Source organism: Mycobacterium pseudoshottsii JCM 15466 (genome assembly GCF_003584745.1).
Taxonomy (GTDB): Bacteria; Actinomycetota; Actinomycetes; order Mycobacteriales; family Mycobacteriaceae; genus Mycobacterium; species Mycobacterium marinum.
On the sequence record NZ_AP018410.1, the window covers coordinates 3,197,626 to 3,223,981 of the forward strand.

A 26,356-nucleotide genomic window follows, 5' to 3' on the forward strand; every position below is an offset into this window, starting at 1 on the left:
CACCGCCATGACAGTTCGGCACGTTACCGTCGGCTACTCGGACGGAACGCACAAGACCATGCCGGTGCGGCCCGACCAGTCGATACTGGAGGCCGCCGAAGAACACGGTGTCGCCATCGTCAACGAATGCCAAAGCGGAATCTGCGGCACCTGCGTGGCCACCTGCACCGCCGGCCGGTACGACATGGGACGTACCGAGGGCCTCTCCGATGTGGAGCGAGCGGCCCGAAAGATCCTCACCTGCCAGACCTTTGCCGAGTCCGATTGCGAGATCGAACTGCAGTACCCCGTCGACGACAACGCGGCGTTGCTGGTAAGCGGCGACGGCGTGGTGACCGGTGTTGACATGGTGTCACCGGGCACCGCCGTCCTGCGTGTCGATGTCTCGGCCATGGCCGGCACGATCGGATATCGAGCGGGCCAGTTCGCCCAGCTGCAGGTTCCCGGTAGCGACCAGTGGCGCAACTACTCTTATGCGCATCCGGCCGACGGAGGTGGTGAGCTCGAGTTCATTATCCGATTGTTGCCCGACGGCGCGATGTCGAACTATCTGCGGGACCACGCCAAACAGGGTGATCGAATTGCGTTGCGGGGCAGCAAGGGAAACTTCTATCTTCGCCCGATTGTACGGCCGGTGGTGCTGGTCGCCGGCGGTACCGGCCTGTCAGCAATCCTGGCCATGGCCCAGAGTCTGCCGGCCGATCCCGGCCAACCGGTAAGTCTGCTCTATGGAGTGACCTCGGCCGAAGATCTGTGCAAGCTCGACGAACTCGAACAGCTCGAGCACCGTGTTGCGGGCTTGCAGGTGCACGTCACCGTGGCGCGCCGCGACGACGACTGGTCCGGGCGCACCGGGCTGGTCACCGACTTGCTCGACGAGGCGATGCTGGCCGGCGGCGACGCCGACGTGTACCTGTGCGGCCCCGCTGCGATGGTCGAGGCTACCCGCACCTGGTTGTCGGCCAATGGCTTTCACCGAGCTGGGCTCTACCACGAAAAGTTCGTGGCCAGCGGGGCGGCGCGCCGCCGCACGCCGGCGCGCCTGGACTACTCGGCCCTGGATCTCGCCGCGGTGCGGCGCAGCGGTCGCGGTATCGCTGTGGTCATCGGCGGCAGCATCGCGGGCATCACCGCGGCCAAGGTCTGCAGCGACACCTTTGACCGCGTCATCGTGCTCGAGAAGGACGACCCCCACCGCCGCCGCGAGGGCAGACCGGGCGCTGCGCAGGGCTGGCACCTGCACCACCTCCTCACCGCCGGGCAGATCGAACTCGAACGTTTCTTCCCCGGCATCGTCGACGACATGGTGCGCGAGGGCGCATTCAAGGTCGACATGGCAGCCCAGTACCGGATTCGGCTGGGCGGAACCTGGAAGAAACCCGGTACGAGCGACATCGAGATCGTGTGCGCCGGGCGGCCGCTGCTGGAATGGTGCGTGCGCCGTCGACTCGACGACGAACCGCGCATCGACTTCCGCTACGAGTCAGAGGTCACCGACCTGGTGTTCGATCGCGCCACCAACGCCGTCATCGGGGTTGCCGTCCCGGGTGACGGCGGCGAACCGGAGGTGATTCCCGCGGAGTTCGTCCTGGATGCCTCGGGAAAGAACACCCACGTGCCGGAGTTCTTGGAGCGCATCGGCATTGGAGCCCCCGAGGTCGAGCAGGACATCATCAACTGCTTCTACTCCACCATGCAACACCAGGTGCCGCCGGAGCGGCAGTGGCAAGACAAGGTGATGGTGATCTGTTATGCGTACCGGCCCTACGAAGACACCTACGCCGCGCAGTACTACACCGACAGCTCCCGGACCATCCTGCCCACCTCACTGGTGGCCTACAACTGCTACTCGCCGCCACGCACCGTCCGAGAATTTCGCGAGTTCGCCGATCTGATGCCGTCACCGGTCATCGGAGAGAACATCGACGGACTTCAGCCGGCCTCGCCGATCTACAACTTCCGATATCCCAACATGCTGCGGCTGCACTACGAAAAGAAGCGCAACCTGCCGCGCGCTCTGTTGGCGGTGGGCGACGCCTACACCAGTGCGGACCCCGTTTCCGGGCTGGGCATGAGTCTGGCGCTCAAGGAAGTTCGGGAGATGCAGTTGCTGCTGTCCAAATACGGTCCCACGCACCGGGAGCTACCGCGCAAGTACTACCGAACGATCGCCAAGATGGCCGACACCGCCTGGTTCGTGATCCGCGAGCAGAACCTGCGCTTCAACTGGCTCAAGGACGTCGACAAGAAACGCCCGTTCTATTTCGGTGCGCTCACCTGGTACATGGATCGGCTGTTGGAGCTGGTGCACGACGACCTCGACGCCTACCGCGAGTTTCTGGCCGTCGTCCACCTGGTCAAACCGCCGCTGGCGCTCATGAAGCCCGGAATCGCCAGCCGCGTCATCGGTAAATGGGCGCGAACCAGGCTGTCCGGCCAGAAGACGTTGATCGCCCGCAACTACGAAAACCACACCGCACCTGCCGAACCCGCGGACCAGCTGGTGACCGTGGGTGATCTGAGATAAGGAAGGCGACCATGGCGCAGGCTCATCGGATCTTGAACTGCCGGGGCACCCGCATCCATGCCGTCGAAGACGGCGAAGGACCGCTGGTGATACTGCTGCACGGGTTTCCAGAGTCCTAGTACTCGTGGCGCCATCAGATTCCGGCGCTGGCCGCCGCGGGTTACCGGGTGGTGGCCGTCGATCAGCGTGGCTATGGCAGATCGTCGAAGTACCGGGTGCAAAAGGCCTACCGCATCAAAGAATTAGTCGGTGACGTGCTTGGTGTCGTCGATGCCTATGGTGCGGACAAGGCATTCGTTATCGGTCACGACTGGGGCGCGCCGGTCGCTTGGACCTTCGCCTGGTTATATCCGCAAAGATGCGCCGGGGTGGTGGGGATCAGCGTTCCATTCGCCGGGCGTGGTGTGATCGGCTTGCCGGGCAGCCCCTTTGGCGAGCATCGGCCCAATGACTACCACCTCGAGCTGGCGGGCGAAGGCCGGGTTTGGTATCAGGACTACTTCTCCGCTCAGGATGGCATCATCGCCGAGATCGAGGAAGATGTGCGGACCTGGCTACTCGGGCTGACCTACACGGTGTCCGGCGACGGCATGATCGCGGCCACCAAGGCGGCCGCCGATGCGGGTGTCGATCTGGCATCCATGGATCCGATCGACGTTATCCGGGCCGGCCCCTTGTGCATGGCCGATGGGGCGCGGCTCAAGGACGCGTTCGTCTACCCGGAGACGATGCCCGCTTGGTTCACCGATGCCGATCTTGACTTCTACACTGGCGAGTTCGAACGCTCCGGCTTCGGTGGACCGCTGAGTTTCTATCACAACATCGACAACGACTGGCACGACCTCGCCGACCAGGAAGGCAAGCCGCTGTCTGCGCCCGCGCTGTTCATCGGTGGTCAATACGATGTCGGCACCACCTGGGGAGCCGAGGCCATAGCGCGGGCACACGAGGTCATGTCCGACTACCGCGGCACCCACATGGTGGCCGACGTCGGGCACTGGATTCAGCAGGAAGCGCCCGATGAGACCAACCGGCTGCTACTCGAATTCCTTGGGGGGCTGCGGCAGTGAGTTGCACCTTCGACATGATTCCGCAGACCGTCGACCCTCTCGACGGCGCCGCGTTGCGCTACGCCTTCGGCTGCTTCCCCTCCGGTGTGATTGCTGTCTGTGCGATGGTCGGCGATGCCCCGGTCGGGATGGCGGCGAGCTCGTTCACTTCCGTTTCGATCGACCCGCCGCTGGTGTCGATCTGCGTGCAGAACACTTCCACGACGTGGCCGAAGTTGCGCAACCGTCCGCGCCTCGGCGTCAGCGTTCTTGCCGAGGGCCACGACGAGGCATGTATCAGCCTCTCGCGCAAGGAAGGTGACCGATTCGCCGGGGTGTTCCACAGCGAGCTGCCCGGCGGGGGCGTGGTCGTTCTCGGAGCCAGCGCCTGGCTGGAGTGCCGGCTGCACTCCGAGGTCCCGGCGGGGGATCACACCATCGCATTGCTCGAAATCTGCTCGCTGGGAGCCGATCCCGAGACACCGCCACTGGTTTTTCATGGCAGCCGGTTCCGCCGGTTGGCCGCTCACCCTGCAACGGAGCCTGGATGAAAACCACCGATGTCCGGGTGCGCCGGGCGATCACCGCGATAGCGGCGGGACGCCCCGTCGTTGTCACCCACGATCACGCCGCCCAGGGATATCTGGTCTTCGCGGCCGAGGCCGCGACCTCGTCTCTGGCCGCTTTCACCGTCCGGCACACGGCGGGATATGTCCGCGTCGCGCTGCCGGGCGCCGAGTGTGCGCGGTTGAACCTACCGCCGATGTGCCATCACAACCCGACACATCGGGTATCGGTCGATGTGCGAGCAACCGGCACCGGCATCTCGGCGCGCGACCGTGCCCGCACCATCGCGGCTCTCGCGTCGGCGGGCTCGCAAGCTGCGGATTTTCTCCGGCCCGGGCACGTGGCCCCACTACTGGCCGAGCCGCACGGGGTGCTCACCAAGTGCGAGCCCGCCGAAGCCGCCGTAGACCTTGCCCTCCTAGCCGGACACCGGCCGGCCGCCGCATTGTGTGAGATTGTCTCTCGCCGTAATCCCACTCTGATGGCGCACGGCGCCGAGTTGGTCGAATTCGCCGTGGAACACGGATTGGCCGTCGTGTCCATCGCCGAACTCCTGGCTTATCGCCAACGGACCGAACCGCAGGTCATCCGGCTGACCGAGACGACCCTACCCACGTGGGCCGGCAAATTCCCGCGTCATCGGTTTTCGTGATCTGGGGCCAGCCAACCCCGGAGGCGAGCATTTGGCGGTGATCATCGGTGCCCCCGACTCCGGCGTGCCCGTGGCACTGCACGTCCACATCGAGTGTCTGACCGGCGACGTCTTCGGGTCGACCGGGTGCCGATGCGGCGGGGAACTCAACGGCGCACTCAGCGCAATGTCAGCCCAGGGCAGCGGCGTGGTCCTATACCTGCGGCCCCCGGGACCGCCGCGCGCATGCGGCCTGTTCGCCTCTGACGAGGAGACCCCCGCTGACTTCATGTCCGAGACCGTGACCTGGATGCTGCGCGATCTTGGGGTGTATGCGATCAAACTCTCCGACGACATGCCAGGATTTGGCCTTGTGATGTTCGGAGCCATTCGCGAGGCTGGTGCGGCCGCCGGGCCTGCAGACACGCCACTCGCGGCCGCGGGCTAGCCCGTGAGGTACCCGGACCTGGCCGGCAAAGCCACGATCGTGACCGGGGCCGGGGCCGGGATCGGCCTCGCGATCGCCGAGCGGCTGGCCGCCGAAGGCGCCGCGGTACTCTGCGCGGACATCGACGGCGCTTCGGCCGAGCAAGCAGCGGCAAAAATCGGCTCCGGCGCAGTCGGGTATCAGGTCGATGTCAGTGCCGAGGAACAGGTCGCCGGCATGGTCGAAGCCTGCGTCACATCGTTCGGCGGGCTCGACAAGCTCGTCGCCAATGCCGGAGTCGTTCATCTGGCCCCGATCCTCGACACCGCGGTCGAGGACTTTGATCGGGTCATCGGCATCAACCTGCGTGGAGCCTGGTTGTGCACCAAGCATGCGGCACCCAAGATGGTCGAGCGCGGCGGGGGAGCGATCGTCAACATGTCGTCACTGGCGGGCCATATCGGGGTGGGCGGAACCGCGGCGTACGGCATGTCGAAGGCCGGGATCAGCCACCTCAGCCGAGTCACTGCCGCCGAACTGCGCTCGGCCAATGTGCGCTCCAATGCGTTGTTGCCCGCGTTCGTGGATACCCCCATGCAACAGAGTGCGATGGCGATGTTCGACGAGGTCCTAGGAACGGGGGGCGCGAACACCATGATTGCCAGGCTGCAGGGCCGCATGGCCAGACCCGAGGAGATGGCTAGCATCGTGGCGTTCCTGCTGTCCGACGATTCGTCGATGATTACCGGAACAACCCAGATCGCGGACGGCGGAACCATCGCCGCACTGTGGTGAGCGTCGCTCGCCCAGCACTCACACGGTCACTGTTGCGGTTTCGCCGACGTCTCGCGCTGGGTTCTCGGCCGTTGTCGCCGTGGCCACTTTGGTCTTCCGGCTACGCAGCAAATACGTCGCCGCAAAGACCGCACACGCCGCCGCCGGAAGAAGCAGCGCATATCCGCCAAGCCAGGTTCCGATCAGCAGGCCGGCGGCGCCACCCACCAAGAAGAGCACCAAGGTCAGCGCAAGGACTGCGGCCTTCCAGCTCTCGATTCCTTCCCGACGGGCGCGGCCAAGCATCAAGCCGAGATCGGTCACCGTGCCGGTGAAGTGGGTGGTGCGAACCGCCATCCCGCGGAAGCTTGACGTCAGGCCGTTCTGCATTCCAAGGGCCGCCGCGATAAACAGGGCCTGCACGACGGGTTCCTCGACGCCCAGCGCCTGAATGCCCGCCTTGACCTGAGTTTCCTCCACACCGAGCGAGGCGAGCATCAGCAATATCGCCTCCACGGTCAGCACGATGGCGTGGTGCGACCCCCGGGGATGCTGGTTATTGCCGAGAATCGCTCCGGCCGTGATCGCGCCAATCCAAAACCCCATCAAGATCGCGGCCAGGATGTGACCCTCATACAGCCAGGGATTGGCTGTGTTCATGCCAAGCTGGGTTGTCACTCCCGTGAGGTTGCCGACCGGGAAGGCCAGCAGCAGCAGGCCAACCGCATTGACAAAGCCTGCGATGAAGGCCAGTGAGCCACTGTAGCTGAGCAGGACCCTCTTGGAGGAGAGGTGGCCGTCGTGTCCCGTGGCCAACGACTGCGGTCGTGTGCCGGGGTGGGGTTTCATGAGGCTTCGCTTTCCGGGCTGGAGCATCATCGGACTACTACGAAGGTAATATGACGAAATCATCTTCGCCAATAGTTCTTCGTATGAGTTTGGCCAGAGCGCCCACACCGATGACGCGCCGCCAACCCGGGATCGCCGACTTCAGCCTTGGCGCCGAGCGGGCCGCGAGACGGCGCGGGCGCGCCAGGGTGATCGTGACAGCAAAGTCGCGCAATCTTTCGTCTATTTGAATTAGCGAAGTAATTTACATGAAAGCTCGGTGTAGCAACATCGAAATTGTGAGCGCTGCCAGGGCCGGGAAGCAAAGCCGACCGCGCAATAGCGACTCCGAACGCGGATGGACATTCCTGACCAACCACGGACATGTACTGCTGTGCGTATCAGTCAGTGAACATTTGACCGCTCGTGAACTCTCGATGCGAATCGGCATCACCGAGCGGTCAGTACAGACGATCCTGGCGGACTTGACCGATGAGGGTTACCTGATCAAGTCCAAGGACGGCAGACGCAATGTCTACACCCTCAATCCCAAGGGCAGACTGCGCCACCCCCTGGAAGCCAGCCACACCGTGGGCGAGCTCATAGAAGCGTTGTCATAGTTCGTTTGCACCTCCACCGCTCGGCCAGGGCTCCGGCGTTGTTGATTAGCAGGCTTGTGAGCTGGGGGATTGTGGATTGAGGAGGTCTAGGCGGCGGTTGGCGGTCAAAGCGGTGATCCGGCAGGCTTCGGCGATGTTGTCGGCGCCGTTGAGGCGGTGCAGATTGATCGCGGTGTTGCGTAGCGTTGCTAGGGCCTGTGCGCCGTTTCCGGTATGTGCCCTTTGACGGTCTTCGTCGAAGGTGACGTCGCGTATCCAGTGCAGGCTGTTCTCGATTCCCCAGTGTTGACGCATCCAGGTCATGATCGCGGTAGGGCGGGCGTGCTCGAACGGCAGGCTGCAGATGGCATAGACCACCTCCACGCTGCGCTGGTCGGTGGCGGTGATCAAGCGTTCACGAGTGATCCGGATGATTTGTTTTGCGTAGGGGAAGCCGATTCCTCGTGCAGCGGTGATGATTTGCAGGGTGCGGGTCTCGACACGGCCGTGGCCGCGGGAGTCGTCGGTAGCGGCTGTGGGCACCTCGGCCCAGGGCAGCGCGGTGATACGCGCAAGTATTTTGGCTTGGTTGGGCTTGACGATCATCAGGTAGTGCGACTTCAAGGTGGCGCAGATCAACTTCGCGGTGACGACCTGGGTATGCATCGCATCCACGGTGACCAGCCACCGCAAGCTACCCGGCAGCAGCGTGAGCAGGGCACGTACGCAGGGAATTTCATTGCTTTTCTCGGCGACAGCGAGTTGACCGAGCACCAATCGGGCACGGTGGGCGAACACCGACACGAGATGCGTGGCTGTCGCTTTGGCGCGTAAAGCACCACGCAGCATCTTGCCGTCCAACGCGATCGGCACCAATCCACTGGGGTCGCTGCTGGCCACGTGTGCAGTGAAGTAACTGCCCATCCTGGCGTTGAGGTCGGCGGGGTCTAGCCGAGACAAAACAGCGCGGAAGGTCTTCTCACTGGGCCGCCGGAACCGGACCCCTAATTGGGCCAACACATCATCGGGAGCGGTGGCCGCCCATGTGGCAAAACCAGCATAGCCGCGCATCCCCGCGGCAGTGGCCAGAACCGCGATCGCCAACAAAGCCATCAGCGAATACCTCCGACCGCGTGGGTCCCTCGGGTCTGGCACCGAGGCCAACACATCGAGAAACTCCGATCCGATGAGCTCGCTGCGCTCACCAGGACTCCAGCGGTCGAACACCTCTGGAACCGACGACACACGCAATACTGAAACGGTAGGCACGGGCAACTCCAGACCAACGACGAACAGTAACCAACTCGATCGTTCTCCAGATAGCCCGTGCCTACACTCCGGCCCCAATAGCGCGGCACCAAAGATCATCAACCCAGCTCACAAGCCTGCTAATCAACAACGCCGGAGCCCTGACCGCTCGGCCAACGTTACCGCCGCGCGCCTACAGGTCACTGTAATTCCTTGTGCCACTGTGGCTTCAGAGGTCACAACAAGGCAGTTCTCGGTGTGAGTCTGGAGCGCCTGTGCGAGTTGACTTTTGGCGTGTTCACCACCTCACGGTCGAGTCGCTGGCCCCCAAGCAACCAGCGCGGGATGTCCTGTCAATACCCGAAACGGTGCCTGATTCCGGTTGACAGGTTCCGCGGGCCGCTGTGGTGACTGGGCTAACATTGCCACCCGACCGCGGGTGTGAGAAGTTCGTGACAGAGCCTTGATCAAGGCTTCCGGACGATGGGTGCCGTACCCGGTGTGCGACAAGACGGCCCGGGGAGAAACGCCGCGTCGTGGATCGTGCTGGTCATGTCTGGTGTTCTAGAAGCTGTGTGGGCAACGGCCCTTGGCAGGTCCGAAGGGTTCAGCAAGCCTGCGCCGAGCGTGGTGTTTCTGGTGGCCTTCATCGTCAGCATGGCCGGGTTGGCCTACGCCATGCGGGACCTGTCGGTCGGGACCGCATACGCCGTCTGGGTGGGCATTGGGGCAGTTCTCACCGTGGTCTACGCGATGGCCACCGGGGATGAGCCGGCGTCGCTTCTCAAGGTGGCGTTCTTGGCAATGATCATTGGAAGCGTGATCGGCCTCAAGCTCGCACACTGATTCCGTTCGAGCCTGACCGGGGTCTGCTCGCCATTCACCCAACGCGACGTCTGGCCCCGGCGGGCGGCTCCCTCTGGAATCATCTGGCCCGTTCGTGTTCTCGTTGCTACCGCGCGGCCAGGGCGATCGGCAGGCACGAAATGCACCAGGGCACCGAGCTGTACCCGCCGACCGAATTGTTCGTGAGACCGTGTGGATCCCACCTGTGCACTTGGATCGCGAAGGACCCCAACCCAATCCAAAACATCACCCGAAGAGAATCCGATCCGATGAGGGTCGCGACACTCCCGTTCCACCGCGCAAACAGTGCGCTACCAAGTTCGAAGTCAGGACCGGCTGGTCAGGATTGATAGTGCGATCTCGGTGATTTCGTCTGCCACCGCGGCGTAGCGCGTGAGATGCCAGGTACGCGCCACATCCTCGATAAAGCTGATGGCCGCCGCGACCAAAAGTCGCGCTTCGACCGAACTGGTCTGTGGAACCAGCTCGCCGATGAGATCAATCCAGAGGGTGTCACGGTCGGCTTGATTCCGAAGATATCCGTCCCGCACGTCGCCGGAGGCGTGGTTCAGCTCGGTCACGCACACCGCAACCAGATCCGGTGCGTCCAAGCTGATCCGGACGTGTCCCTCGATCAGCCCGCGTAGCCGCTGCGCCGCTTGCCGATTCGCGCGTAAGGCGCGGATGCACTCCAGGCTTCGCCACTCATCAAGGCGGCGGATGAGCGCGTCCAGGATCGCCTGCTTGGACGAGAACGAGCGATACAACCCGGGTCCCGCGATTCCGGCGCCCTTGCCGATTTCACTGGTGCTAACGGCCGGATAGCCCTGCGCACGGAATAGCCGTGCACCCGTGGCCAACAGGGTTTCATAGCGGGAGAACAGCACGTCCTGCCCGTCGCGCCCGCCAGCGGCCGTTCCAAGTGGCTCCAGCTCGCACACCGGGGGCGTCCTGGCAGCGGCCATACACGCCTGGTACAGGCGCTCTTTGAGCTCCTCGGCGGGAAGCGTCAGACTATGTCTACCGAGGCTGGTCAGCGTGCTGGACACCGCCCATGCCCGCAACTCCGAGTGCGCCGGGCTCAGACCGGGCACCTCCAGCAAGACGCTTTCGCGCATGCCGGCGACGATCGCGTTGATGCGGCGCCGGACCTCGATACGGTCGGCGTCATTAAGATAGCGCGCCTCGCGCTGCGACAGCACCGTCAAGGACCGCGACGCAACAGCCGCGGCGATCAGGTCCGGAAGATCAACACTCAACGGGCGAGGTGTCGGCTCTTGCTCGCCCTCGGTGAGTCGGCGCGCACTTTGGTACTGATCCTGACCGGTCCGGATGGCTTCGGCGAGCAACGCTTGCTTGTTGTCGTAGTGGCGATAGAGCGCACGCGCGGTGACTCCCGCCGCCTCGGCGATGTCCTCCAACTTGACCGAATGAAAGCCACGGTCGATGAAGAGCCCAACGGCCTGCTCCAGAATTTGCTGCTTTCGATCCTTCGGCCGGCGCCTAACGGGCGCGACGACGGAGTCCATCGACTCGAACTCCCTTCTTGCGCATCGGGGTTACAAATCCTGCCAGAAGCACCGCCTAGGGCTTCGTCCCGCGCCGGGTCAGGACAAACTTGTTGTCAGCTCGCCTGGCATCGATCATGTGGATAGCTCCTCCGGTCGTGGCCGCAGCACCCCGGTCGCGACAGATAACATCGGATTATCAAGATACATCATCCGATACTAAAACGACATTACATGGATGTTTAACGTCCACGCCTTGGCTAATATTGCGTATCGGTTATAGACATGCCGGCTATCCATGGGACTGCGCGGCCCACTTGCACCGGTGTCGGCCAAGAGCTGCCAATCCGCGCTTTCCCCCCTTCGGGGCACCAAGACTTCTCCTTTGGGGGCTGACCACGGCCTCGACCCGGTGATTGCATTGCGTGAGCACCATCCACGCACCATCCAGGCAGCATCCGGTGCCATCGAGCACCGCACATCGCGCAGGAGCAGGACCAATCATGGGCTTCTTCAAGGATTGCAGCGAGATCGACAAGTACATCGGCGGGGTCTTTCGTGATGCCGGCGACCACCCACAGTCGGGGCCGAAATTCCGCGCCGCCAACATCGTCATGCGGGTGGTCTACACAAATCCCGACTGCGAACTCACCGTCGCACTGCGCGACGATTTCCGAGTCGTCTGCGGCCCGAGCAATCTCACACCCGACGTCACGATGACCATGCCCGCCGATGTCGCCGACCAATTCTGGCGCGGTAACTACAATCTCACCATTGGCCTGGCCAAGGGCCAGGTCAAGGCCAAGGGGCCGATCGGAAAGATCCTGCGGCTGATCCCGTTGACCAAACCGCTGTTCGGCAGCTACCGCGAAAAGATCGCCGAGAAAGATCGCGAACAGTCCCGAGGTGGCCTGACCCGATGACGACGGTGGCTGTTCCGCATCATGCGATGTTGATCGGCGGCGAGTCGGTGGACTCCGATCGGCGGCTGTCGCTGGTCGACCCCGGCGACGAGAGCCCGGTCGCCACGGTGGCCTGCGGTGATGCATCGCACGTCGATGCCGCCGTGGCGGCCGCAAAAGCCAGCTTCGAGGACGGTAGCTGGTCGCGGGCCACGCCACAGGAGCGCGCCGCCGTGATGCGCCGCATCGTCGCCGCGGCCGACCAGGTCACCGATGAGCTGATCGAGCTGGAGATGGCGTGCAACGGCGCGACCATCCGGCTGGCCACTGGATTCCATATCGGTCACGCACTAAGTCATTTCAGCTATTTTGCAGACCTTGCCGAGAGCTACGCCTACCAGCGTCCGGCACCGATCGAGACCTTCCCGGTGCTCAGTCAAAGTGTCGTGCACCGCGAGCCGATCGGGGTGGTCGGCGCGATCACGCCATGGAACTTTCCGCTACTACTGACCCTGTGGAAGGTCGGACCTGCGATTGTGGCGGGAAACAGCGTGGTGGTCAAACCCGACGAGCACACACCGCTGTCGATACTCGAGTTCGCCCGTATCGCCGAACGCAGCGGACTACCGCCCGGAGTGATCAACGTAGTCCCCGGCGAGGGGCCCGAGGCCGGCGCCAGACTGGCCTCGCATCCCGACGTGGGCAAGATTGCGTTCACCGGCTCCACCGCGGTCGGACGCGAGATCATGCGGCTGGCATCCGGCACCGTCAAACAGGTGACCCTCGAACTCGGCGGTAAGGGCCCGACGATCGTCCTCGACGACGCCGATCTCGAGATGGCCGTCGAAGGTGTGCTCTACGGATGCTTCGCCTATTCGGGTCAGGTCTGCGAGTCCGGCACCCGCGCACTGGTCCCCACGACGCTCTACCAGGAATTCGTCGATCGGCTGGTCAAGCGCGCCGCCACCATCGTGGTAGGCCCGACCAGGGACTGGGACACCGACCTGGGGCCGGTCATCGACGCCGCACAACGCACTCGCATCCTGAACTACATCCGTGGTGCGCAGACCGACGGAGCGACCGTGGCGCTCGGGGGAGAGGCACTGACGGGCGGAATGTTCGACAAGGGGTTCTGGGTGGCGCCGACGATCCTGACCGGCGTGCACAACGACATGGCGATCGCCCGGGAGGAAGTCTTCGGCCCGGTATTGGTGGTCATCGGCTACGACGGGGACGAACAGGCCATCGCGATCGCCAACGACAGTGACTACGGACTGGCCGCCAGCATCTGGACGTCCGACAACGCCAGGGGACTGGCGATGGCCGAACGCATCCAATCCGGCAGCGTGTGGATCAACGATGCCCACCAGATCAACTGTCGTCTCCCGTTCGGCGGTTACAAGCAGAGCGGCGTCGGTCGCGAACTGGGCCCCGATGCGCTCGATGCTTACACGGAGGTCAAGACGATCCATCTGGACCTGTCCGGCGGACGCGAAGCAAAACCCTACGACGTCCTACTCGGCTACCCCGAAACCGGTTGACGTCAAACAACTTCGGGAACGCTGGCCAACCGGACGTACGCCGAGGCCGCCTCGGCCCGATTCGTCGCATGCAGCTTCCGCAGCACCCTTTTGACATGAGATTTCACCGTGCCGGCCGAGATCACCAGTTCGTCGGCGATCTGCTGATTGGTGCGGCCGGCCGCCATCAGCCGCAGCACCTCCACTTCCCGGCGGGTCAGCATGGCCATCACTCGCGTCTGCACCTCGGCCAACGACCTTGCCGCGGGGCTACGTTCGACCGGCTCGATCTTGCGCAGGTCCAGATCGGCATCCTGCAGAGCGCGCGCCGCCTCGTCCGCGGACGCAAGCGCACTGCGCACCTCGGCGTGCTGGCGCCGCATGCGCTCCAGCAGAACCGTTCGCTCATAGGCATATCCGAAGCCTTCGGCGAACGCCCACACCGTGTCTCGGTCGATCTCGTCGACTATGCGCCCGGAGTACAACCGATCGGCGTGCAGGAAACCGATCACTTTGCCGGTCGGCATCACCGGGGCCGCCACATAGGAATGCGTCAGCGAAAAGTCCACGATCGGTCGATTCACCCGCGGATCATTGCGGGCATCGCGCACGATCGCGGGCGCGTGCCGGCGAATCATCTGGGTTTCGATCAGCATGTGATCCAACAGCGGTGCTACCGATTGCGCGAAGGCGACCATCTTCTCCGCACCTTCACGGTCTTCCCCAAAGTAGGCCGATTCCATCACCATTCGGCCTTCGTGCACTCGAAACAGCACACCACGATCGAACCCGCACGACTCCACCAGTTCACGCGGCGCCCGGTCGACAATCATCGCGACGTCGTCCACGGCGCGCAGCTTGCTCAAGGCCTCCTGCACCTGCAACAGCGCCAGCGTGCGGCGTGCGGCACCGTCCTCGATCATCTCCCGTTCCAGCGAGGACAAATCCAACAGCGTTTCGAGGGCGTTGACCGCATGCACGTCACCGAGGGACTCCAGGGCGTGGCGCACCGCGGCGGCGTTGACGTCGATGGCCTCGGCAACCACCGCCATGGGGTCATCGGTGGGATCGACGTTGCAATCGCCGAACGCTTCCCGATAGTGACGAGTGGCATCGCTTTCCCGTATCGGACGCGACGCCCAGCCGGGGTGCTCGTCGTCGGCCAACGTGGGGAATGCGGGGGGATCGGGCATATCGACCACATCGATCACCCCTCCCACTGTCCTCTCCGGGATGGCCCGTCGCGGCGAAAAGCCCAAACTCCCCTCCTACGGGGGCAAGAGTCCTCCCCAACGGGGGATCGACCTGCCACCGGGGTTGTCAGAGGCTGGATGACATGTCAACAGAGACCGTTTCAGGGACGGTGCCAGCCGTCGAACTTCTGACTACCCCGCAAGGCATCGCCAATCCCTATCCGCTCTATGACGAACTCAGAGGGCTCTCGCCCGTTGCGGGGTATCGGGACTGGCCCCTGGAACCGTCCCGGGCGCCGACGAACCGGTTACCGCCTGGGCGCTGTTCCGCTACGACCAGGTCTTTGCCGCGGCGCGCGACGCGGCAACCTTCTCGTCCCGCGATCCCTTGCAGGAGGCGTCGTCGGCGCCGAGCCTGATGCTGGTCAACACCGATCCGCCCAAGCACGAAGTCGAACGCAAACTGGTCAGCCAGGCGTTTTCGCCGCGCCGGGTCAAGCGACTGGAGGGGTGGCTCAATGACCTGATCCCGCAGCTGCTCAACGATCTCGAAAAGGATTCTCGGGATGGGGCCGAAGACGGCTCACCGGACGGGGTCGTAGAAGTCATGGGCTTCGCCACCGAGATTCCCACCCGGGCGATGGTGCGACTGCTGGGCCTGCCCGATGGCGACCACGTGCGGTTCCGGCGGTGGGCCAACGCCTTCATGCTGTCCTCGTCGCTCACCCCCGAAGAACGCATGGCGAGCAACCAGGAGATGGTGGGCACCTTCGCCACCCGGCTCGCCGAACACACCGCCCGGCTGGCCGAACGCGAAGCCAGCGATGGCGTTGAGGATGCCGAAGACCTCATCTCGGCGCTGTTGCGCGCCGAGGTCGACGGGCAGCGGCTCACCCCCGAAGAGATCGTCCGGTTCTGTGTGACGCTGGTGGTAGCCGGCAGCGAAACAACGACATCCCTGATCGGAAATCTGCTGCACGCGCTGGCCCGAGAGCCCGAGGTGCAGGCACGCGTCCGCGCCGATCGGACCTTGCTGAACATTTTCGTTGAGGAGACGCTTCGGCTCGACGGGCCGCCACAGCGCCTGTTCCGCATCGCCACGCGCGACGTCGAGGTCGGCGACAAGCTGATCCGCAAGGGGGAGTGGGTCGCGTTGTTCTTCGGCTCGGCCAACCGCGACCCCGCCGTGTTCCCCGACCCGGGACGATTGGACATCGACCGGCCGAACATTCGCCAGCAGCTCTCGCTGGGGCATGGCCTGCACTTCTGCCTCGGTGCCTCACTGGCCCGACTGGAGGTGCTCGCCGTCCTCAACGCCGTGCTGGATCGCTATCAGAAGATCGCGCTGACCGACGACCCCGGCACCAAGCAGACGGCCAGCCTGCTGACCCACGCATTTGTCCGGCTACCCCTGCACCTGTCATGACGGTCACCACCGAGTCACGGGAGTCGCGCAACATCGAGGCAACCAAGGCCATCTATGCCGCGGTGCCGGCCGGCGACCTGGATACCGCGCTGCACCACCTCGACCCCGACGTGCGCATCACCTACTACGGGACCGAAAAGATCCCCTACGCGGGCGATTACCGCGGCATCGACGAGGCGATGACATTCTTCGCCAAGGTTGGCCAGGCGATCGAGATCGTCGAGATGGAGCCGTGGAAGTTCATCGCGCAAGGTGACGATCTCGCGACCTGGGGCCGGCAGCGGTTCCGGCGGCTGGCCACCGGACACGAATGGGAATCGGAGTTCGCGCACATCATCACGTTGCGCGACGGTCGCTGGTTGCACTTCCGGGACTTCATGAATTCCGCCCTCACCCTGCAGGCCTTCTCATGAGGGTCGCCGCCGACCGGGAGATCTGCATGGCGACCGGCATGTGCGTAATGACGGCCGACGCCTTCTTCGATCAGGACGCCGACGGCATCGTGGTACTGGCCGCCCATGAGGTGCCCGCCGACGAAGAACGCCGGGTGCGCAATGCGGTCAAACTGTGCCCGTCGGGGGCGCTCGAGCTGATGTCGGGCTGAGGGGATGTGGCCCGGCGCCGCATTCGACGGCGAAGTCAGCACCGGCCCAGAGCGCGCGAACGCCGCGGACATCCGCCACACTCGATCTCCCTCAAGCGCGCCTATCATTAGGGTACTATCAAGATACATCATTAGCCATAACTGGCATCTTGCTTCGATATTTACAGATACCGAGGCTTCAATAGCGCGTATTGTCTATGGACATGTGCAGCTTGCGCCGCGTACCCTCACCGATGTCACCCGTCCAACTCGACCTGTCCGGATGGTCAGCGTGAGCAACCCCACCCGAGGCCTCGGCATCAATGCCACATGGTGCGCGACACCATGGTGACTCTGACCGATCGGGCGGCCAGCCCGGTAGCAGATCCGGTAGCCGACCCGGTCGCACGTCCGCTGGCCGGATCGGTCACCAAGCCGGTCCGAGCGCTCGGCGACTTCTTCGCCATGACGCTCGACACGTTCGTGTCGATGTTCCGGCCGCCGTTCGCATGGCGTGAATATCTACTCCAATGCTGGTTCGTGGCGCGGGTATCCACGCTGCCCGGGGTTTTGATGACAATCCCGTGGGCGGTGATCTCGGGGTTCCTCTTCAACGTGCTGCTCACCGATATCGGCGCCGCGGACTTCTCCGGCACCGGCTGCGCGATCTTCACCGTGGACCAGAGCGCTCCCATCGTCACCGTCCTGGTGGTCGCGGGCGCGGGCGCCACCGCAATGTGCGCCGATCTGGGTGCGCGGACCATCCGCGAGGAACTCGATGCGCTACGGGTGATGGGAATCAACCCGATCCAGGCTCTGGTGGTTCCCCGAGTGCTGGCCGCCACCACCGTCTCCCTGGCGCTGAGTTCGCTGGTGATCGCGACGGGACTCATCGGGGCATTCTTGTGTTCGGTGTTCCTCATGCATGTTTCGGCAGGTGCGTGGGTCACCGGACTCACCACACTCACTCACACGGTCGACGTCGTCATCTCGATGATCAAGGCGACCCTTTTCGGGCTGATGGCCGGGCTGATCGCCTGCTACAAGGGCATATCGGTGGGCGGCGGTCCGGCGGGCGTCGGCAGAGCGGTCAACGAGACCGTGGTCTTCGCGTTCGTGGTGCTGTTCGTCATCAACATCGTCGTGACCGCCGTCGGCATCCCGTTCATGGTGTCGTGAGGTGAAACCATGACAGTCAGCGCTTCGAGAAGCTCCCGCCATCGCCTGCGACGCACGGCGAAAAGCCTGGTGCGCGAGTGGAATCGGCTGGGTTCACAGATGCGGTTCTATGTCACCACGCTGACCGGGATCCCCGATGCGGTCATGCACTATCGCAGCGAGCTGCTGCGGGTGATCGCGCAGATGGGTTTTGGCGCGGGGACGCTCGCGGTGATCGGCGGGACGGTCGTCATCGTCGGGTTCTTGGCGATGACGACCGGCGCAATCGTGGCGGTGCAGGGCTACAACCAGTTTGCGTCGGTGGGTGTGGAAGCACTGACGGGCTTTGCGTCGGCCTTCTTCAATACTCGCGAAATTCAGCCGGGCACCGTCATGGTCGCGCTGGCCGCAACCGTCGGCGCCGGCGCCACCACGCAGCTGGGTGCGATGCGGATCAACGAAGAGATCGACGCGCTCGAGGTGATCGGTATCCGCAGCGTCAGCTACTTGGCCAGCACCCGGGTGCTGGCCGGAGTGGTGGTGGCCATCCCGTTGTTCTGCGTCGGACTCATCACCGCATATCTGGCCGCGCGGGCTGGCACCACCGCCATCTACGGCCAGGGGTCCGGTGTGTACGACCATTACTTCAATACGTTCCTGCGCCCCACCGACGTGCTCTGGTCGTCCTTCGAAGTCGTCGTGGTGGCACTCATGATCATGTTGGTCTGCACCTACTACGGGTACAATGCGCACGGCGGGCCGGCCGGGGTCGGCGAGGCCGTCGGCCGGGCCGTACGCGCGTCAATGGTCGTCGCCTCGATAGCAATCGTCATCATGACGCTGGCCATCTACGGCCAGTCACCCAACTTCCACCTGGCGAGCTAGTGGCATGGGTCGCGGGCCGGGAAAACACCGTCTGCACGATGCTTGGTGGACCGTGATCCTGTTCGCGGCGATCGTCGCGGCCATCCTCGTGACGACCGTGTCCTTCACCGGCACCTTGCGACCGTATGTTGCGGTCACCCTGACTTCGGAACGATCCGGGCTGGTGATGGACGCCGGCGCCAAGGTCATGTTGCGTGGGGTGCAGGTCGGCCGGGTCCGTCAGATCGACAGCAACCATGGCGCCAGTCTCGAACTGGAAATCGACCCCGACCAGATCCGTTACATCCCTGCCAATGTGGAGGCGCAGATCAGCGCCACCACCGCGTTCGGCGCGAAGTTCGTCGACCTGGTGATACCGCCGACCCCGAGTCGCGCTCGGCTGGCTGCCGGGGCGGTATTGCATTCCAAGAACCTCAGCACCGAGATCAACACCGTTTTCGAGAACGTCGTCGACCTGCTCAACATGATCGATCCGCTGAAGCTCAACGCCGTGCTGAGCGCGGTGGCCGAAGGCGTTCGCGGACAGGGGGAACGCATCGGTCAGGCAACCACCGATCTGAACCAGGTGTTGCAGGGACTCAATGCACGTCGGGACACGCTGCGCCAGAACTGGCGGTCGCTGCGAGATTTCAGCAACACCTATGACGCGGCCGCGCGCGACATCTTGACGATCCTCGATGCGGCCAGCACCACCAGCACCACCGTGGTGGACCACGCGAGGTCGCTGGATTCCCTGCTGCTCAACGTGATCGGCTTGGCCGACACCGGGACCAATCTGCTCGCCAACAACCGAGAGAACCTGACCACATCGATCAATATCCTCGAGCCGACCACGAATCTGCTACTCAAGTACAACCCCGAATACACCTGCTTGCTACAGGGCACCAAGTGGTACCTCGACAATGGCGGCTATGCGGCCTGGGGTGGCGCCGACGGCCGCACCCTGCAGCTCGATGTCGCACTGCTGCTGGGCAATGACCCCTATGTCTTTCCCGACAACCTGCCGCTCGTCGCCGCAAAAGGCGGCCCCGGCGGAGCGCCGGGCTGCGGATCATTGCCAGATGCGACCAAGAACTTCCCAGTGCGTCAGCTCGTCACCGACACCGGTTGGGGAACCGGACTCGACATCCGGCCCAACCCCGGAATCGGGCATCCTTGCTGGGCCGACTACTTGCCCGTGACCCGCGCTGTGCCCCAGCCTCCTTCGGTGCGCCCCTGCCTGCCGGGGCCGGCGATCGGCCCCAACCCCGGGGGGCCGCCGTATGAGGCCGCGCTGTACGGCCCTGGCGGGGTGCCGCTATGGCCGGGGGTCCCGCCGGCTCCCACTGAGCCCGCATCGATACCCGAACCCCCTGCACCCCAGCAGGAGACGGGGCCTCCATCACCATGACAGACCCATGACGGCACCAGGGCGGCGCCGGTGCGTGCCGGTCAAGACAAGCGGGGGAGTAGCAATGCGGGAAGACCTCAGAGGCGTCGTGATCCGCCTCGGCGTGTTCCTGACGGTCTGCGCGCTAACCGCCTTTCTGCTGGTCGCTGTCTTCGGTCAGGTGCGCTTCGGCGACGGCAACACCTACTACGCCGAGTTCAGCAATGTCTCCAACCTCAGAGAAGGCAAGCTGGTCCGCATCGCAGGGGTTGAGGTCGGCAAGGTCGAGAAGATCTCCATCAATCCCGATGCGACCGTGAAAGTCGAGTTCACCGCCGACAATTCGGTCACCCTCACCCAGGGGACCCAGGCGGTGATCCGCTACGACAATCTCTTCGGCGACCGCTATCTGGCACTCGAGGAAGGAGCCGGCGGGCTCACGATCCTCAAGCCCGGTCAGACAATTCCGTTGGCCAACACCAAACCGGCACTGGATCTCGACGCCTTGATCGGCGGCTTCCGGCCACTGTTTCGCGCCCTGGACCCCCACCAGGTCAATGCGCTGAGCGACCAACTGCTGCAAGCATTTCAGGGCCAGGGCCCCACCATCGGAACTTTTCTGGACCAGGCTGCGGCCGTGACCAACACATTGGCCGATCGGGATCAGCTGATCGGTCAGGTGGTCACCAATCTCAACGTGGTGCTTGGTTCGCTGGGGGGTCAAAGCGACCGGCTGGACAAGGCCGTGGCGTCGCTGTCGCAGCTGATTGCGGGGCTCTCCGAACGCCGAACCGACATATCCAACGCGGTGGCATACACCAACGCCGCGGCCGGATCGGTCGCCGACTTGCTCTCGCAGGCCCGCGCACCGTTTTCGAAGGCGCTGCACGAGACCGACCGGGTCGCGACCATCGCGCTGGCCGATCATGACTACCTCGACAATCTGCTCAACACGTTGCCGGGCAGATACCAGGCGCTGGTACGGCAGGGCATGTACGGCGACTTCTTCGCCTTCTACCTGTGTGACGTCGTGCTGAAGGTCAACGGCAAAGGTGGGCAGCCGGTGTACATCAAGGTCGCCGGTCAGGCCACAGGTCGGTGCACACCGAAATGAAGTCATTCGCTGAACGCAACCTGTTGCTGGTCGGCACCGTGGGCATCCTTACCGCCGCTGGCGTCGTGGGGGGTGCCCTGCAATATCAGAAGCTCCCGTTCTTCGACCAGGGCACCAGCGTCTGCGCATACTTCGCCGATGTGGGTGGGTTGCGGACCGGCAACACGGTGGAGGTCTCCGGCTATCCCGTCGGGAAGGTGTCCAGCATCGAGCTCGACGAGCCCGGCGCCCGGGTCACGTTCAAGGTCGACAAGAACATCCGCCTCGGTGAGCGCACCGAGGCGGCTATCAAGACCAAAGGCCTGCTGGGTAGCAAGTTCGTCGAGGTGATGCCGCGTGGAGAGGGCCATCTCACCGGCCCGATCCCCGTCGAGCGGACCATGTCGCCCTACCAGCTGCCCGACGCGCTGGGCGACCTGGCCAGCACCATCAGCGGATTGAACACCGGTCAGCTGTCCGAATCACTGGACACCCTGGCGCAGACCTTTGCCGACACCCCGGCCGATTTCCGCAACGCGGTACAGGGAGTGGCCCGCCTCGCACGAACACTCAACCAGCGTGACGTGCAACTGCGCAGCCTGCTGGACAACGCGGCCAGAGCCACTGGCGTGCTGGCCAACCGCACCGATCAGATCGCGGGCCTGGTACGCGACACCAATGCACTGCTGGTGCAGCTTCGGACCCAAAGTGCGGCCCTGGACCAGATCTGGGCGAACATCTCCGCGGTAGCACGGCAATTGAAGGGCTTCATCGCCGACAACCGCCAGGAGCTACGGCCGGCGCTGGACAAACTCAACGGGGTGCTCGACATTGTCGAGAGTCGCAAAGAGCGCCTGCAGCAAGCGATTCCGTTGATCAACACCTACGTCATGTCACTCGGCGAATCGGTGTCCTCGGGCCCCTTCTTCAAGGCCTACGTGGTCAACCTGCTACCGGGCCAGTTCGTGCAACCGTTCATCGGCGCCGCATTCTCCGATCTGGGGCTGGACCCGGCCACCTTGCTGCCCTCGCAGCTGACCGATCCGCCCACTGGGCAACCCGGCATCCCGCCGTTGCCGATGGCCTACCCGCGCACCGGTCAGGGCGGCGAGCCGCGGTTGACGCTGCCGGACGCGATTACCGGCAACCCCGGCGATCCGCGCTACCCATACCGGGAGCCACCGCCGGCTCCACCGCCCGGGGGGCCACCACCGGGGCCGCCCGCGGTCGCACCGCCGGGCTTGGCGTCCACCCCGGGACCGGTCCAGGTGCCGGGCCCGCAGCCGGGTGGTGCGTCATGACCACGAGGTTGCGGCGGACCCGCTCGGTGCTGGCAACCACACTCATCCTGGTGTTGGTCGCCGGAGTGATCGCGGCAATGCGCACCGCCGGGGACGCGACCCGAACGCTCGTGGTCGCCTACTTCGACAACAGCAACGGGGTGTTCGCCGGTGACGACGTCCTCATCCGGGGCGTGCCAGTAGGCAAGATAGTCAAGATCGAGCCGCAGCCGCTGCGGTCCAAGATCTCGTTCTGGTTCGACCGCAAGTACAAGGTTCCCGCCGACGCCAAGGCGGCGATCCTGTCGCCACAATTGGTGACGGGTCGGGCGATCCAGCTCACCCCGCCCTACTCAGGTGGACCCACCATGGCCAGCGGCGCGATCATCTCGCAGCAGCGCACCGCGGTGCCGGTGGAGTGGGATGACCTACGCAACCAGCTACAACGACTGACCGAGTTGCTCAAGCCCACCGAGCCGGGCGGCGTCAGCACGTTGGGTGCCCTCATCAATACCGCCGCGGACAATCTACGTGGCCAGGGATCCACCATTCGTGACGCGATTGTCGAACTTTCACAGACGGTTTCGACTCTCAGCGATCACCGGAATGACATCTTCTCCACCGTACGAAACCTGTCCACGCTGGTGTCTGCACTGCACGACAGTGCCGACCTGCTCGAGCAACTCAACCACAACCTCGCCGCGGTTTCCTCGCTGCTGGCCACAGATCCGAACAAGGTCGGTCAGGCCGTGAAAGACATCAACGCGGTGGTCGCCGATGTGCAGAGCTTCGCCGCCGAGAACCGGGAGGCGGTCGGCACCGCCTCAGACAAGCTGGCGTCGATCAGCAACGCGCTGGTGGCCAGCCTCGACGACATCAAGCAGACCCTGCACATCGGGCCCACGGTGCTGCAGAACTTCAACAACATCTTCGAACCGGCCAACGGGGCGCTCACCGGCGCGCTGGCCGCCAACGACTTCGCCAACCCAATCTCGTTTCTGTGCGGTGCAATTCAGTCCGCCTCCCGCTTGGGCGGCGAACAGGCAGCCAAACTCTGCGTGCAATATCTGGCTCCGATCCTGAAGAACCGCCAATACAACTTTCCCCCGCTCGGGGAGAACCTGTTCGTCGGCGCCCAGGCCCGGCCCAACGAAGTCACCTACAGCGAAGACTGGATGAGACCGGACTACGTTCCGCCGCAGCCGGATATGCCGCCTGCGGAACCACCAGCAGATGTGACTGTGGAACCCGACCCCGCCGCCGGGCTACGCGGCATGATGGTCCCGCCGGGAGGTGGCTGATGCGCGTCCGCCACCGGCGCCGGGTGGCGCCGCGTCTGGCCACAGTCCTGGTGACGATGGTTACCTTGGCCGCAGTATCCGGCTGCGGCTGGCGCGGTCTGAATTCGCTACCACTGCCGGGCACCGAGGGCAACAGGCCGGGTTCGTTTGTCATCCAGGCGCAGATGCCGGACGTCAACAACATCCAGCCGAACTCGAGGGTGCGGGTTGCCGACGTGACGGTCGGCCATGTGGCAAGAATCGAGCGCCAGGGCTGGCACGCGCTGGTGACGATCCGGCTGGATGCCGGCGTCGCGCTGCCGGCCAACGCGACCGCCCGGATCGGGACCACCAGCCTGCTCGGCTCTTATCACATCGAGCTGGCTGCCCCGAAACATGATGCACCGCAAGGCAGGCTGCGCGAGGGATCGCTGATTCCGCTGTCCCGCGGCGGAGTCTACCCGAGCACCGAGCAGACCCTGGCGGCGCTGTCGCTGGTGCTCAACGGGGGCGGGTTGGGCCAAGTCCAAGACATCACCGAGGCATTGAGCACCGCATTCCGCGGGCGCGAGCACGATGTGCGCAGCCTGATCGCACAGCTGGATAGCTTCACCGCGACCCTCGACGACCAATCCGATGACATCATCGAAGCCACTGAGAGCTTGAACCGGTTGGTGGGAAAGTTCGCCGAACAGCAGCCCGTCCTGGATCGGGCGCTGGCCACCATTCCGGACGCCCTAGCCGTGCTCAATGACGAGCGGGACAAGCTCGTTACGGCAGCCGACCAGCTCAGCAAGTTCAGCGCCCTAACCGCCGACTCGGTGAACAAGACCAAGGCCAACCTGGTCAGCGAACTGCGGCAGCTCGGACCGGTTTTGGAATCGTTGGCCAACGCCGGACCCAGCATGACCCGGTCGCTATCACTGCTGGCGACCTTTCCCTTTCCGAACGAAACGTTCCAGAACTTCCAGCGTGGTGATTACGCCAACTTGACGGCGATCGTCGACCTCACGCTGAGTCGAATAGACCAAGGGCTACTGACCGGCACCCGCTGGGAATGCCACCTCACCGAACTCGAACTGCAGTGGGGACGCACCATCGGTCAGTTCCCGAGCCCGTGCACCGCCGGATACCGCGGAACCCCAGGCAATCCACTCACCGTGCCGTACCACTGGGACCAGGGGCCCTAGATGCATCTAGAGCGCCGCGTCATGATTCAGCTGACCATCTTCGCCGTCATCGCGCTGAGCGTACTGGCGATCACGTTCCTGCACTTCGCCAAACTGCCGGCCATGCTCTTCGGCGTCGGCCGCTACACGGTGACAATGGAGCTGACGAAGTCCGGTGGGCTGTACACCCCCGGCAATGTCACCTATCGCGGCTCCGAAGTGGGCCGGGTGGAGTCGGTGCAGCTGACCGACACCGGGGTCGTGGCCGTCCTATCGCTGAAGTCGGGCATCGACATTCCGTCCGACCTCAAAGCCGAAGTGCATAGCCAAACCGCCATCGGCGAAACCTATGTCGAGTTATTGCCCCGCAACGCCACCTCGCCCCCGCTCAAGGACGGCGACGTGATCAGACTGGTCAACACCTCGGTTCCGCCCGACATCAACACCCTGCTCAGCGCGGCCAACACCGCCCTGGGAGCCATCCCGCACGAGAACCTGCAAACCGTCATCAATGAGTCGTACACAGCCGTCGGCGGCCTCGGTCCCGAACTCTCCCGTCTGATCACGGGCACCTCCAACCTGGCGATCGACGCGCGCAAGAACCTCGACCCGCTGATCGCACTGATCGACCAGACCCCGCCGGTGCTGGATTCACAAACCCATAGCTCGGATGCGATAGCCGGATGGGCGTCGCACCTGGCCGCGGTCACCACCGAACTGCAGACCCACGACCAAGCCGTCGCCGCAACCATCGACAATGGCGGCCCAGCATTGGACGAGGTGAACTCACTGCTCGAACGGGTGCAACCCACCTTGCCGATCCTGCTTGCCAACCTCGTCAGCGTCGGCCAGGTCGCGCTGGCCTACCAGAACGACATCGAGCAGCTGCTGGTGGTGTTCCCGATGGCCATCAGCGCCGAACAAGCCGGAATCCTGGCCAACGTCAACACCAAACAGGCCTACCACGGCCAGTATCTGAGCTTTAACCTCAACCTCAACCTGCCACCGCCGTGCTCCACCGGATTCCTGCCAGCCCAGCAGCAGCGAGTCCCCACCTTCGAGGACTACCCGAACCGTCCGGCCGGCGACCTGTACTGCCGGGTGCCGCAGGATTCGCCGCTCAATGTGCGTGGGGCGCGCAATATCCCGTGCGAAACCGTTCCCGGCAAGCGTGCACCAACGGTGAAGTTGTGCGAGAGCAACGAACAGTACGTGCCGCTCAATGACGGCTACAACTGGAAGGGCGACCCCAACTCCACCCTTTCCGGCCAAGACATCCCACAACTCCCACCCGGCCCGCCGCCGCCTGCCGCCGCTGGGCCCGGGGAGGCTCCTCCGCCGCCCATCGCCGCCGCCGAGTACGACCCGGCCACCGGCACCTACACGGGACCGGACGGCCGCCAGTACACCCGGTCCGACCTGGCCCAAACCGCTCCGAAAGACCAGACATGGCAATCGATGCTGTTGCCACCACCGGTGCCCTGAAGCCAAGGG

Annotated in this window: 21 protein-coding genes, 3 pseudogenes and 1 riboswitch; of the genes and pseudogenes, 20 read left to right on the forward strand and 4 right to left on the reverse strand. The window is 64.3% G+C overall.

The window, feature by feature from the left end; genetic code table 11:
- Nucleotides 1-7: 7 nt before the first annotated feature.
- The 5 genes and pseudogenes from MPSD_RS14505 (at nucleotide 8) to MPSD_RS14525 (ending at nucleotide 5,996) form a co-directional block, all read left to right on the forward strand.
- The gene (locus MPSD_RS14505; protein WP_086085845.1) at nucleotides 8-2,527 is read left to right on the forward strand and encodes an FAD-binding oxidoreductase; all 2,520 of its coding nucleotides are present in this window, start codon (nucleotides 8-10) and stop codon (nucleotides 2,525-2,527) included.
- Between the two features lie 11 nt (nucleotides 2,528-2,538).
- Nucleotides 2,539-3,597: pseudogene (locus MPSD_RS14510) on the forward strand (alpha/beta fold hydrolase).
- On the forward strand, nucleotides 3,594-4,127 hold the full coding sequence (locus MPSD_RS14515) for a flavin reductase family protein (RefSeq protein ID WP_011740779.1): 534 nt from the start codon (nucleotides 3,594-3,596) through the stop codon (nucleotides 4,125-4,127). The pseudogene MPSD_RS14510 and the gene MPSD_RS14515 overlap by 4 nt, the downstream one beginning before the upstream one ends.
- A pseudogene (locus tag MPSD_RS14520) lies at nucleotides 4,124-5,222 on the forward strand (3,4-dihydroxy-2-butanone-4-phosphate synthase). The gene MPSD_RS14515 and the pseudogene MPSD_RS14520 overlap by 4 nt, the downstream one beginning before the upstream one ends.
- Nucleotides 5,223-5,225: 3 nt before the next feature.
- Nucleotides 5,226-5,996, forward strand: a complete 771-nt coding sequence (locus MPSD_RS14525) for an SDR family oxidoreductase (protein WP_020787356.1) — start codon at nucleotides 5,226-5,228, stop codon at nucleotides 5,994-5,996.
- A gap of 18 nt (nucleotides 5,997-6,014) precedes the next feature.
- Here MPSD_RS14525 and MPSD_RS14530 read toward each other — a convergent pair whose 3' ends face one another.
- Nucleotides 6,015-6,824: a YoaK family protein gene (locus MPSD_RS14530; RefSeq protein WP_012394571.1), complete on the reverse strand. Its 810-nt coding sequence runs from the start codon at nucleotides 6,822-6,824 to the stop codon at nucleotides 6,015-6,017.
- A 248-nt stretch (nucleotides 6,825-7,072) separates the two neighbouring features.
- Between MPSD_RS14530 and MPSD_RS14535 the strand changes: the two genes are divergently transcribed.
- On the forward strand, nucleotides 7,073-7,423 hold the full coding sequence (locus tag MPSD_RS14535) for a helix-turn-helix transcriptional regulator (protein ID WP_012394572.1): 351 nt from the start codon (nucleotides 7,073-7,075) through the stop codon (nucleotides 7,421-7,423).
- A 45-nt stretch (nucleotides 7,424-7,468) separates the two neighbouring features.
- Here the strand turns inward: MPSD_RS14535 and MPSD_RS14540 are convergent, their stop codons facing one another.
- Complete coding sequence (locus MPSD_RS14540) at nucleotides 7,469-8,671, reverse strand: ISAs1-like element IS2404/ISMul1 family transposase (RefSeq protein WP_420811923.1); 1,203 nt, start codon at nucleotides 8,669-8,671, stop codon at nucleotides 7,469-7,471.
- A 434-nt stretch (nucleotides 8,672-9,105) separates the two neighbouring features.
- Nucleotides 9,106-9,171, forward strand: a riboswitch (guanidine-III (ykkC-III) riboswitch).
- A 31-nt stretch (nucleotides 9,172-9,202) separates the two neighbouring features.
- On the opposite strand from MPSD_RS14540, the gene MPSD_RS14550 reads away from it, so the two are divergent.
- Nucleotides 9,203-9,496: a QacE family quaternary ammonium compound efflux SMR transporter gene (locus MPSD_RS14550; protein WP_036427304.1), complete on the forward strand. Its 294-nt coding sequence runs from the start codon at nucleotides 9,203-9,205 to the stop codon at nucleotides 9,494-9,496.
- A gap of 326 nt (nucleotides 9,497-9,822) precedes the next feature.
- On the opposite strand, the gene MPSD_RS14555 is transcribed toward MPSD_RS14550, so the two are convergent.
- Nucleotides 9,823-11,025, reverse strand: coding sequence for a TetR/AcrR family transcriptional regulator (locus MPSD_RS14555; RefSeq protein ID WP_020787353.1), 1,203 nt, complete (start codon nucleotides 11,023-11,025; stop codon nucleotides 9,823-9,825).
- A 482-nt stretch (nucleotides 11,026-11,507) separates the two neighbouring features.
- On the opposite strand from MPSD_RS14555, the gene MPSD_RS14560 reads away from it, so the two are divergent.
- Nucleotides 11,508-11,927, forward strand: a complete 420-nt coding sequence (locus MPSD_RS14560; RefSeq protein ID WP_011740773.1) for an SCP2 sterol-binding domain-containing protein — start codon at nucleotides 11,508-11,510, stop codon at nucleotides 11,925-11,927.
- Nucleotides 11,924-13,447: an aldehyde dehydrogenase family protein gene (locus MPSD_RS14565; protein ID WP_020787352.1), complete on the forward strand. Its 1,524-nt coding sequence runs from the start codon at nucleotides 11,924-11,926 to the stop codon at nucleotides 13,445-13,447. Before MPSD_RS14560 ends, MPSD_RS14565 begins: the two co-directional genes overlap by 4 nt.
- Before the next feature lie 2 nt (nucleotides 13,448-13,449).
- Here MPSD_RS14565 and MPSD_RS14570 read toward each other — a convergent pair whose 3' ends face one another.
- A complete protein-coding gene (locus MPSD_RS14570) occupies nucleotides 13,450-14,646 on the reverse strand; it encodes a LuxR C-terminal-related transcriptional regulator (RefSeq protein WP_020787351.1) in 1,197 nt (398 codons plus the stop codon).
- A 116-nt stretch (nucleotides 14,647-14,762) separates the two neighbouring features.
- Between MPSD_RS14570 and MPSD_RS14575 the strand changes: the two are divergent.
- From MPSD_RS14575 to MPSD_RS14625, 11 genes and pseudogenes are all read left to right on the forward strand, one after another.
- Nucleotides 14,763-16,045 (forward strand): annotated as a pseudogene (locus tag MPSD_RS14575) (cytochrome P450).
- Complete coding sequence (locus tag MPSD_RS14580) at nucleotides 16,042-16,458, forward strand: nuclear transport factor 2 family protein (protein WP_012394578.1); 417 nt, start codon at nucleotides 16,042-16,044, stop codon at nucleotides 16,456-16,458. The pseudogene MPSD_RS14575 and the gene MPSD_RS14580 overlap by 4 nt, the downstream one beginning before the upstream one ends.
- Complete coding sequence (locus MPSD_RS14585; protein WP_036426561.1) at nucleotides 16,455-16,649, forward strand: ferredoxin; 195 nt, start codon at nucleotides 16,455-16,457, stop codon at nucleotides 16,647-16,649. The genes MPSD_RS14580 and MPSD_RS14585 overlap by 4 nt, the downstream gene beginning before the upstream one ends.
- 324 nt (nucleotides 16,650-16,973) lie before the next feature.
- On the forward strand, nucleotides 16,974-17,807 hold the full coding sequence (locus MPSD_RS14590) for an MlaE family ABC transporter permease (protein WP_085981917.1): 834 nt from the start codon (nucleotides 16,974-16,976) through the stop codon (nucleotides 17,805-17,807).
- A 9-nt stretch (nucleotides 17,808-17,816) separates the two neighbouring features.
- Nucleotides 17,817-18,671 carry an ABC transporter permease gene (locus MPSD_RS14595; RefSeq protein WP_015355621.1) on the forward strand — a complete coding sequence of 285 codons (855 nt, stop codon included), beginning with the start codon at nucleotides 17,817-17,819 and terminating at the stop codon, nucleotides 18,669-18,671.
- 4 nt (nucleotides 18,672-18,675) lie between these two features.
- Complete coding sequence (locus tag MPSD_RS14600; protein WP_086085705.1) at nucleotides 18,676-20,061, forward strand: MCE family protein; 1,386 nt, start codon at nucleotides 18,676-18,678, stop codon at nucleotides 20,059-20,061.
- Nucleotides 20,062-20,125: 64 nt separating this feature from the next.
- Complete coding sequence (locus tag MPSD_RS14605; protein ID WP_036426559.1) at nucleotides 20,126-21,154, forward strand: virulence factor Mce family protein; 1,029 nt, start codon at nucleotides 20,126-20,128, stop codon at nucleotides 21,152-21,154.
- A complete protein-coding gene (locus tag MPSD_RS14610) occupies nucleotides 21,151-22,434 on the forward strand; it encodes a virulence factor Mce family protein (RefSeq protein WP_020787344.1) in 1,284 nt (427 codons plus the stop codon). The genes MPSD_RS14605 and MPSD_RS14610 overlap by 4 nt, the downstream gene beginning before the upstream one ends.
- The gene (locus tag MPSD_RS14615; RefSeq protein ID WP_015355625.1) at nucleotides 22,431-23,714 is read left to right on the forward strand and encodes a virulence factor Mce family protein; all 1,284 of its coding nucleotides are present in this window, start codon (nucleotides 22,431-22,433) and stop codon (nucleotides 23,712-23,714) included. Before MPSD_RS14610 ends, MPSD_RS14615 begins: the two co-directional genes overlap by 4 nt.
- On the forward strand, nucleotides 23,714-24,883 hold the full coding sequence (locus MPSD_RS14620) for a virulence factor Mce family protein (RefSeq protein ID WP_086085706.1): 1,170 nt from the start codon (nucleotides 23,714-23,716) through the stop codon (nucleotides 24,881-24,883). Before MPSD_RS14615 ends, MPSD_RS14620 begins: the two co-directional genes overlap by 1 nt.
- Nucleotides 24,884-26,347 carry an MCE family protein gene (locus tag MPSD_RS14625; protein WP_020787342.1) on the forward strand — a complete coding sequence of 488 codons (1,464 nt, stop codon included), beginning with the start codon at nucleotides 24,884-24,886 and terminating at the stop codon, nucleotides 26,345-26,347. It abuts the gene before it with no gap.
- The last annotated feature ends 9 nt before the right edge of the window (nucleotides 26,348-26,356 follow it).

Excerpts from the sequence above, each read along its gene's own strand:
- MPSD_RS14505 (WP_086085845.1), top strand. The coding sequence starts at position 8 with ATGACAGTTCGGCACGTTACCGTCGGCTACTCGGACGGAACGCACAAG.
- MPSD_RS14530 (WP_012394571.1), bottom strand. The coding sequence starts at position 6,824 with ATGAAACCCCACCCCGGCACACGACCGCAGTCGTTGGCCACGGGACAC.
- MPSD_RS14535 (WP_012394572.1), top strand. The coding sequence starts at position 7,073 with ATGAAAGCTCGGTGTAGCAACATCGAAATTGTGAGCGCTGCCAGGGCC.
- MPSD_RS14550 (WP_036427304.1), top strand. The coding sequence starts at position 9,203 with ATGTCTGGTGTTCTAGAAGCTGTGTGGGCAACGGCCCTTGGCAGGTCC.
- MPSD_RS14555 (WP_020787353.1), bottom strand. The coding sequence starts at position 11,025 with ATGGACTCCGTCGTCGCGCCCGTTAGGCGCCGGCCGAAGGATCGAAAG.
- MPSD_RS14560 (WP_011740773.1), top strand. The coding sequence starts at position 11,508 with ATGGGCTTCTTCAAGGATTGCAGCGAGATCGACAAGTACATCGGCGGG.
- MPSD_RS14565 (WP_020787352.1), top strand. The coding sequence starts at position 11,924 with ATGACGACGGTGGCTGTTCCGCATCATGCGATGTTGATCGGCGGCGAG.
- MPSD_RS14580 (WP_012394578.1), top strand. The coding sequence starts at position 16,042 with ATGACGGTCACCACCGAGTCACGGGAGTCGCGCAACATCGAGGCAACC.
- MPSD_RS14585 (WP_036426561.1), top strand. The coding sequence starts at position 16,455 with ATGAGGGTCGCCGCCGACCGGGAGATCTGCATGGCGACCGGCATGTGC.
- MPSD_RS14590 (WP_085981917.1), top strand. The coding sequence starts at position 16,974 with ATGGTGACTCTGACCGATCGGGCGGCCAGCCCGGTAGCAGATCCGGTA.
- MPSD_RS14595 (WP_015355621.1), top strand. The coding sequence starts at position 17,817 with ATGACAGTCAGCGCTTCGAGAAGCTCCCGCCATCGCCTGCGACGCACG.
- MPSD_RS14600 (WP_086085705.1), top strand. The coding sequence starts at position 18,676 with ATGGGTCGCGGGCCGGGAAAACACCGTCTGCACGATGCTTGGTGGACC.
- MPSD_RS14605 (WP_036426559.1), top strand. The coding sequence starts at position 20,126 with ATGCGGGAAGACCTCAGAGGCGTCGTGATCCGCCTCGGCGTGTTCCTG.
- MPSD_RS14610 (WP_020787344.1), top strand. The coding sequence starts at position 21,151 with ATGAAGTCATTCGCTGAACGCAACCTGTTGCTGGTCGGCACCGTGGGC.
- MPSD_RS14615 (WP_015355625.1), top strand. The coding sequence starts at position 22,431 with ATGACCACGAGGTTGCGGCGGACCCGCTCGGTGCTGGCAACCACACTC.
- MPSD_RS14620 (WP_086085706.1), top strand. The coding sequence starts at position 23,714 with ATGCGCGTCCGCCACCGGCGCCGGGTGGCGCCGCGTCTGGCCACAGTC.
- MPSD_RS14625 (WP_020787342.1), top strand. The coding sequence starts at position 24,884 with ATGCATCTAGAGCGCCGCGTCATGATTCAGCTGACCATCTTCGCCGTC.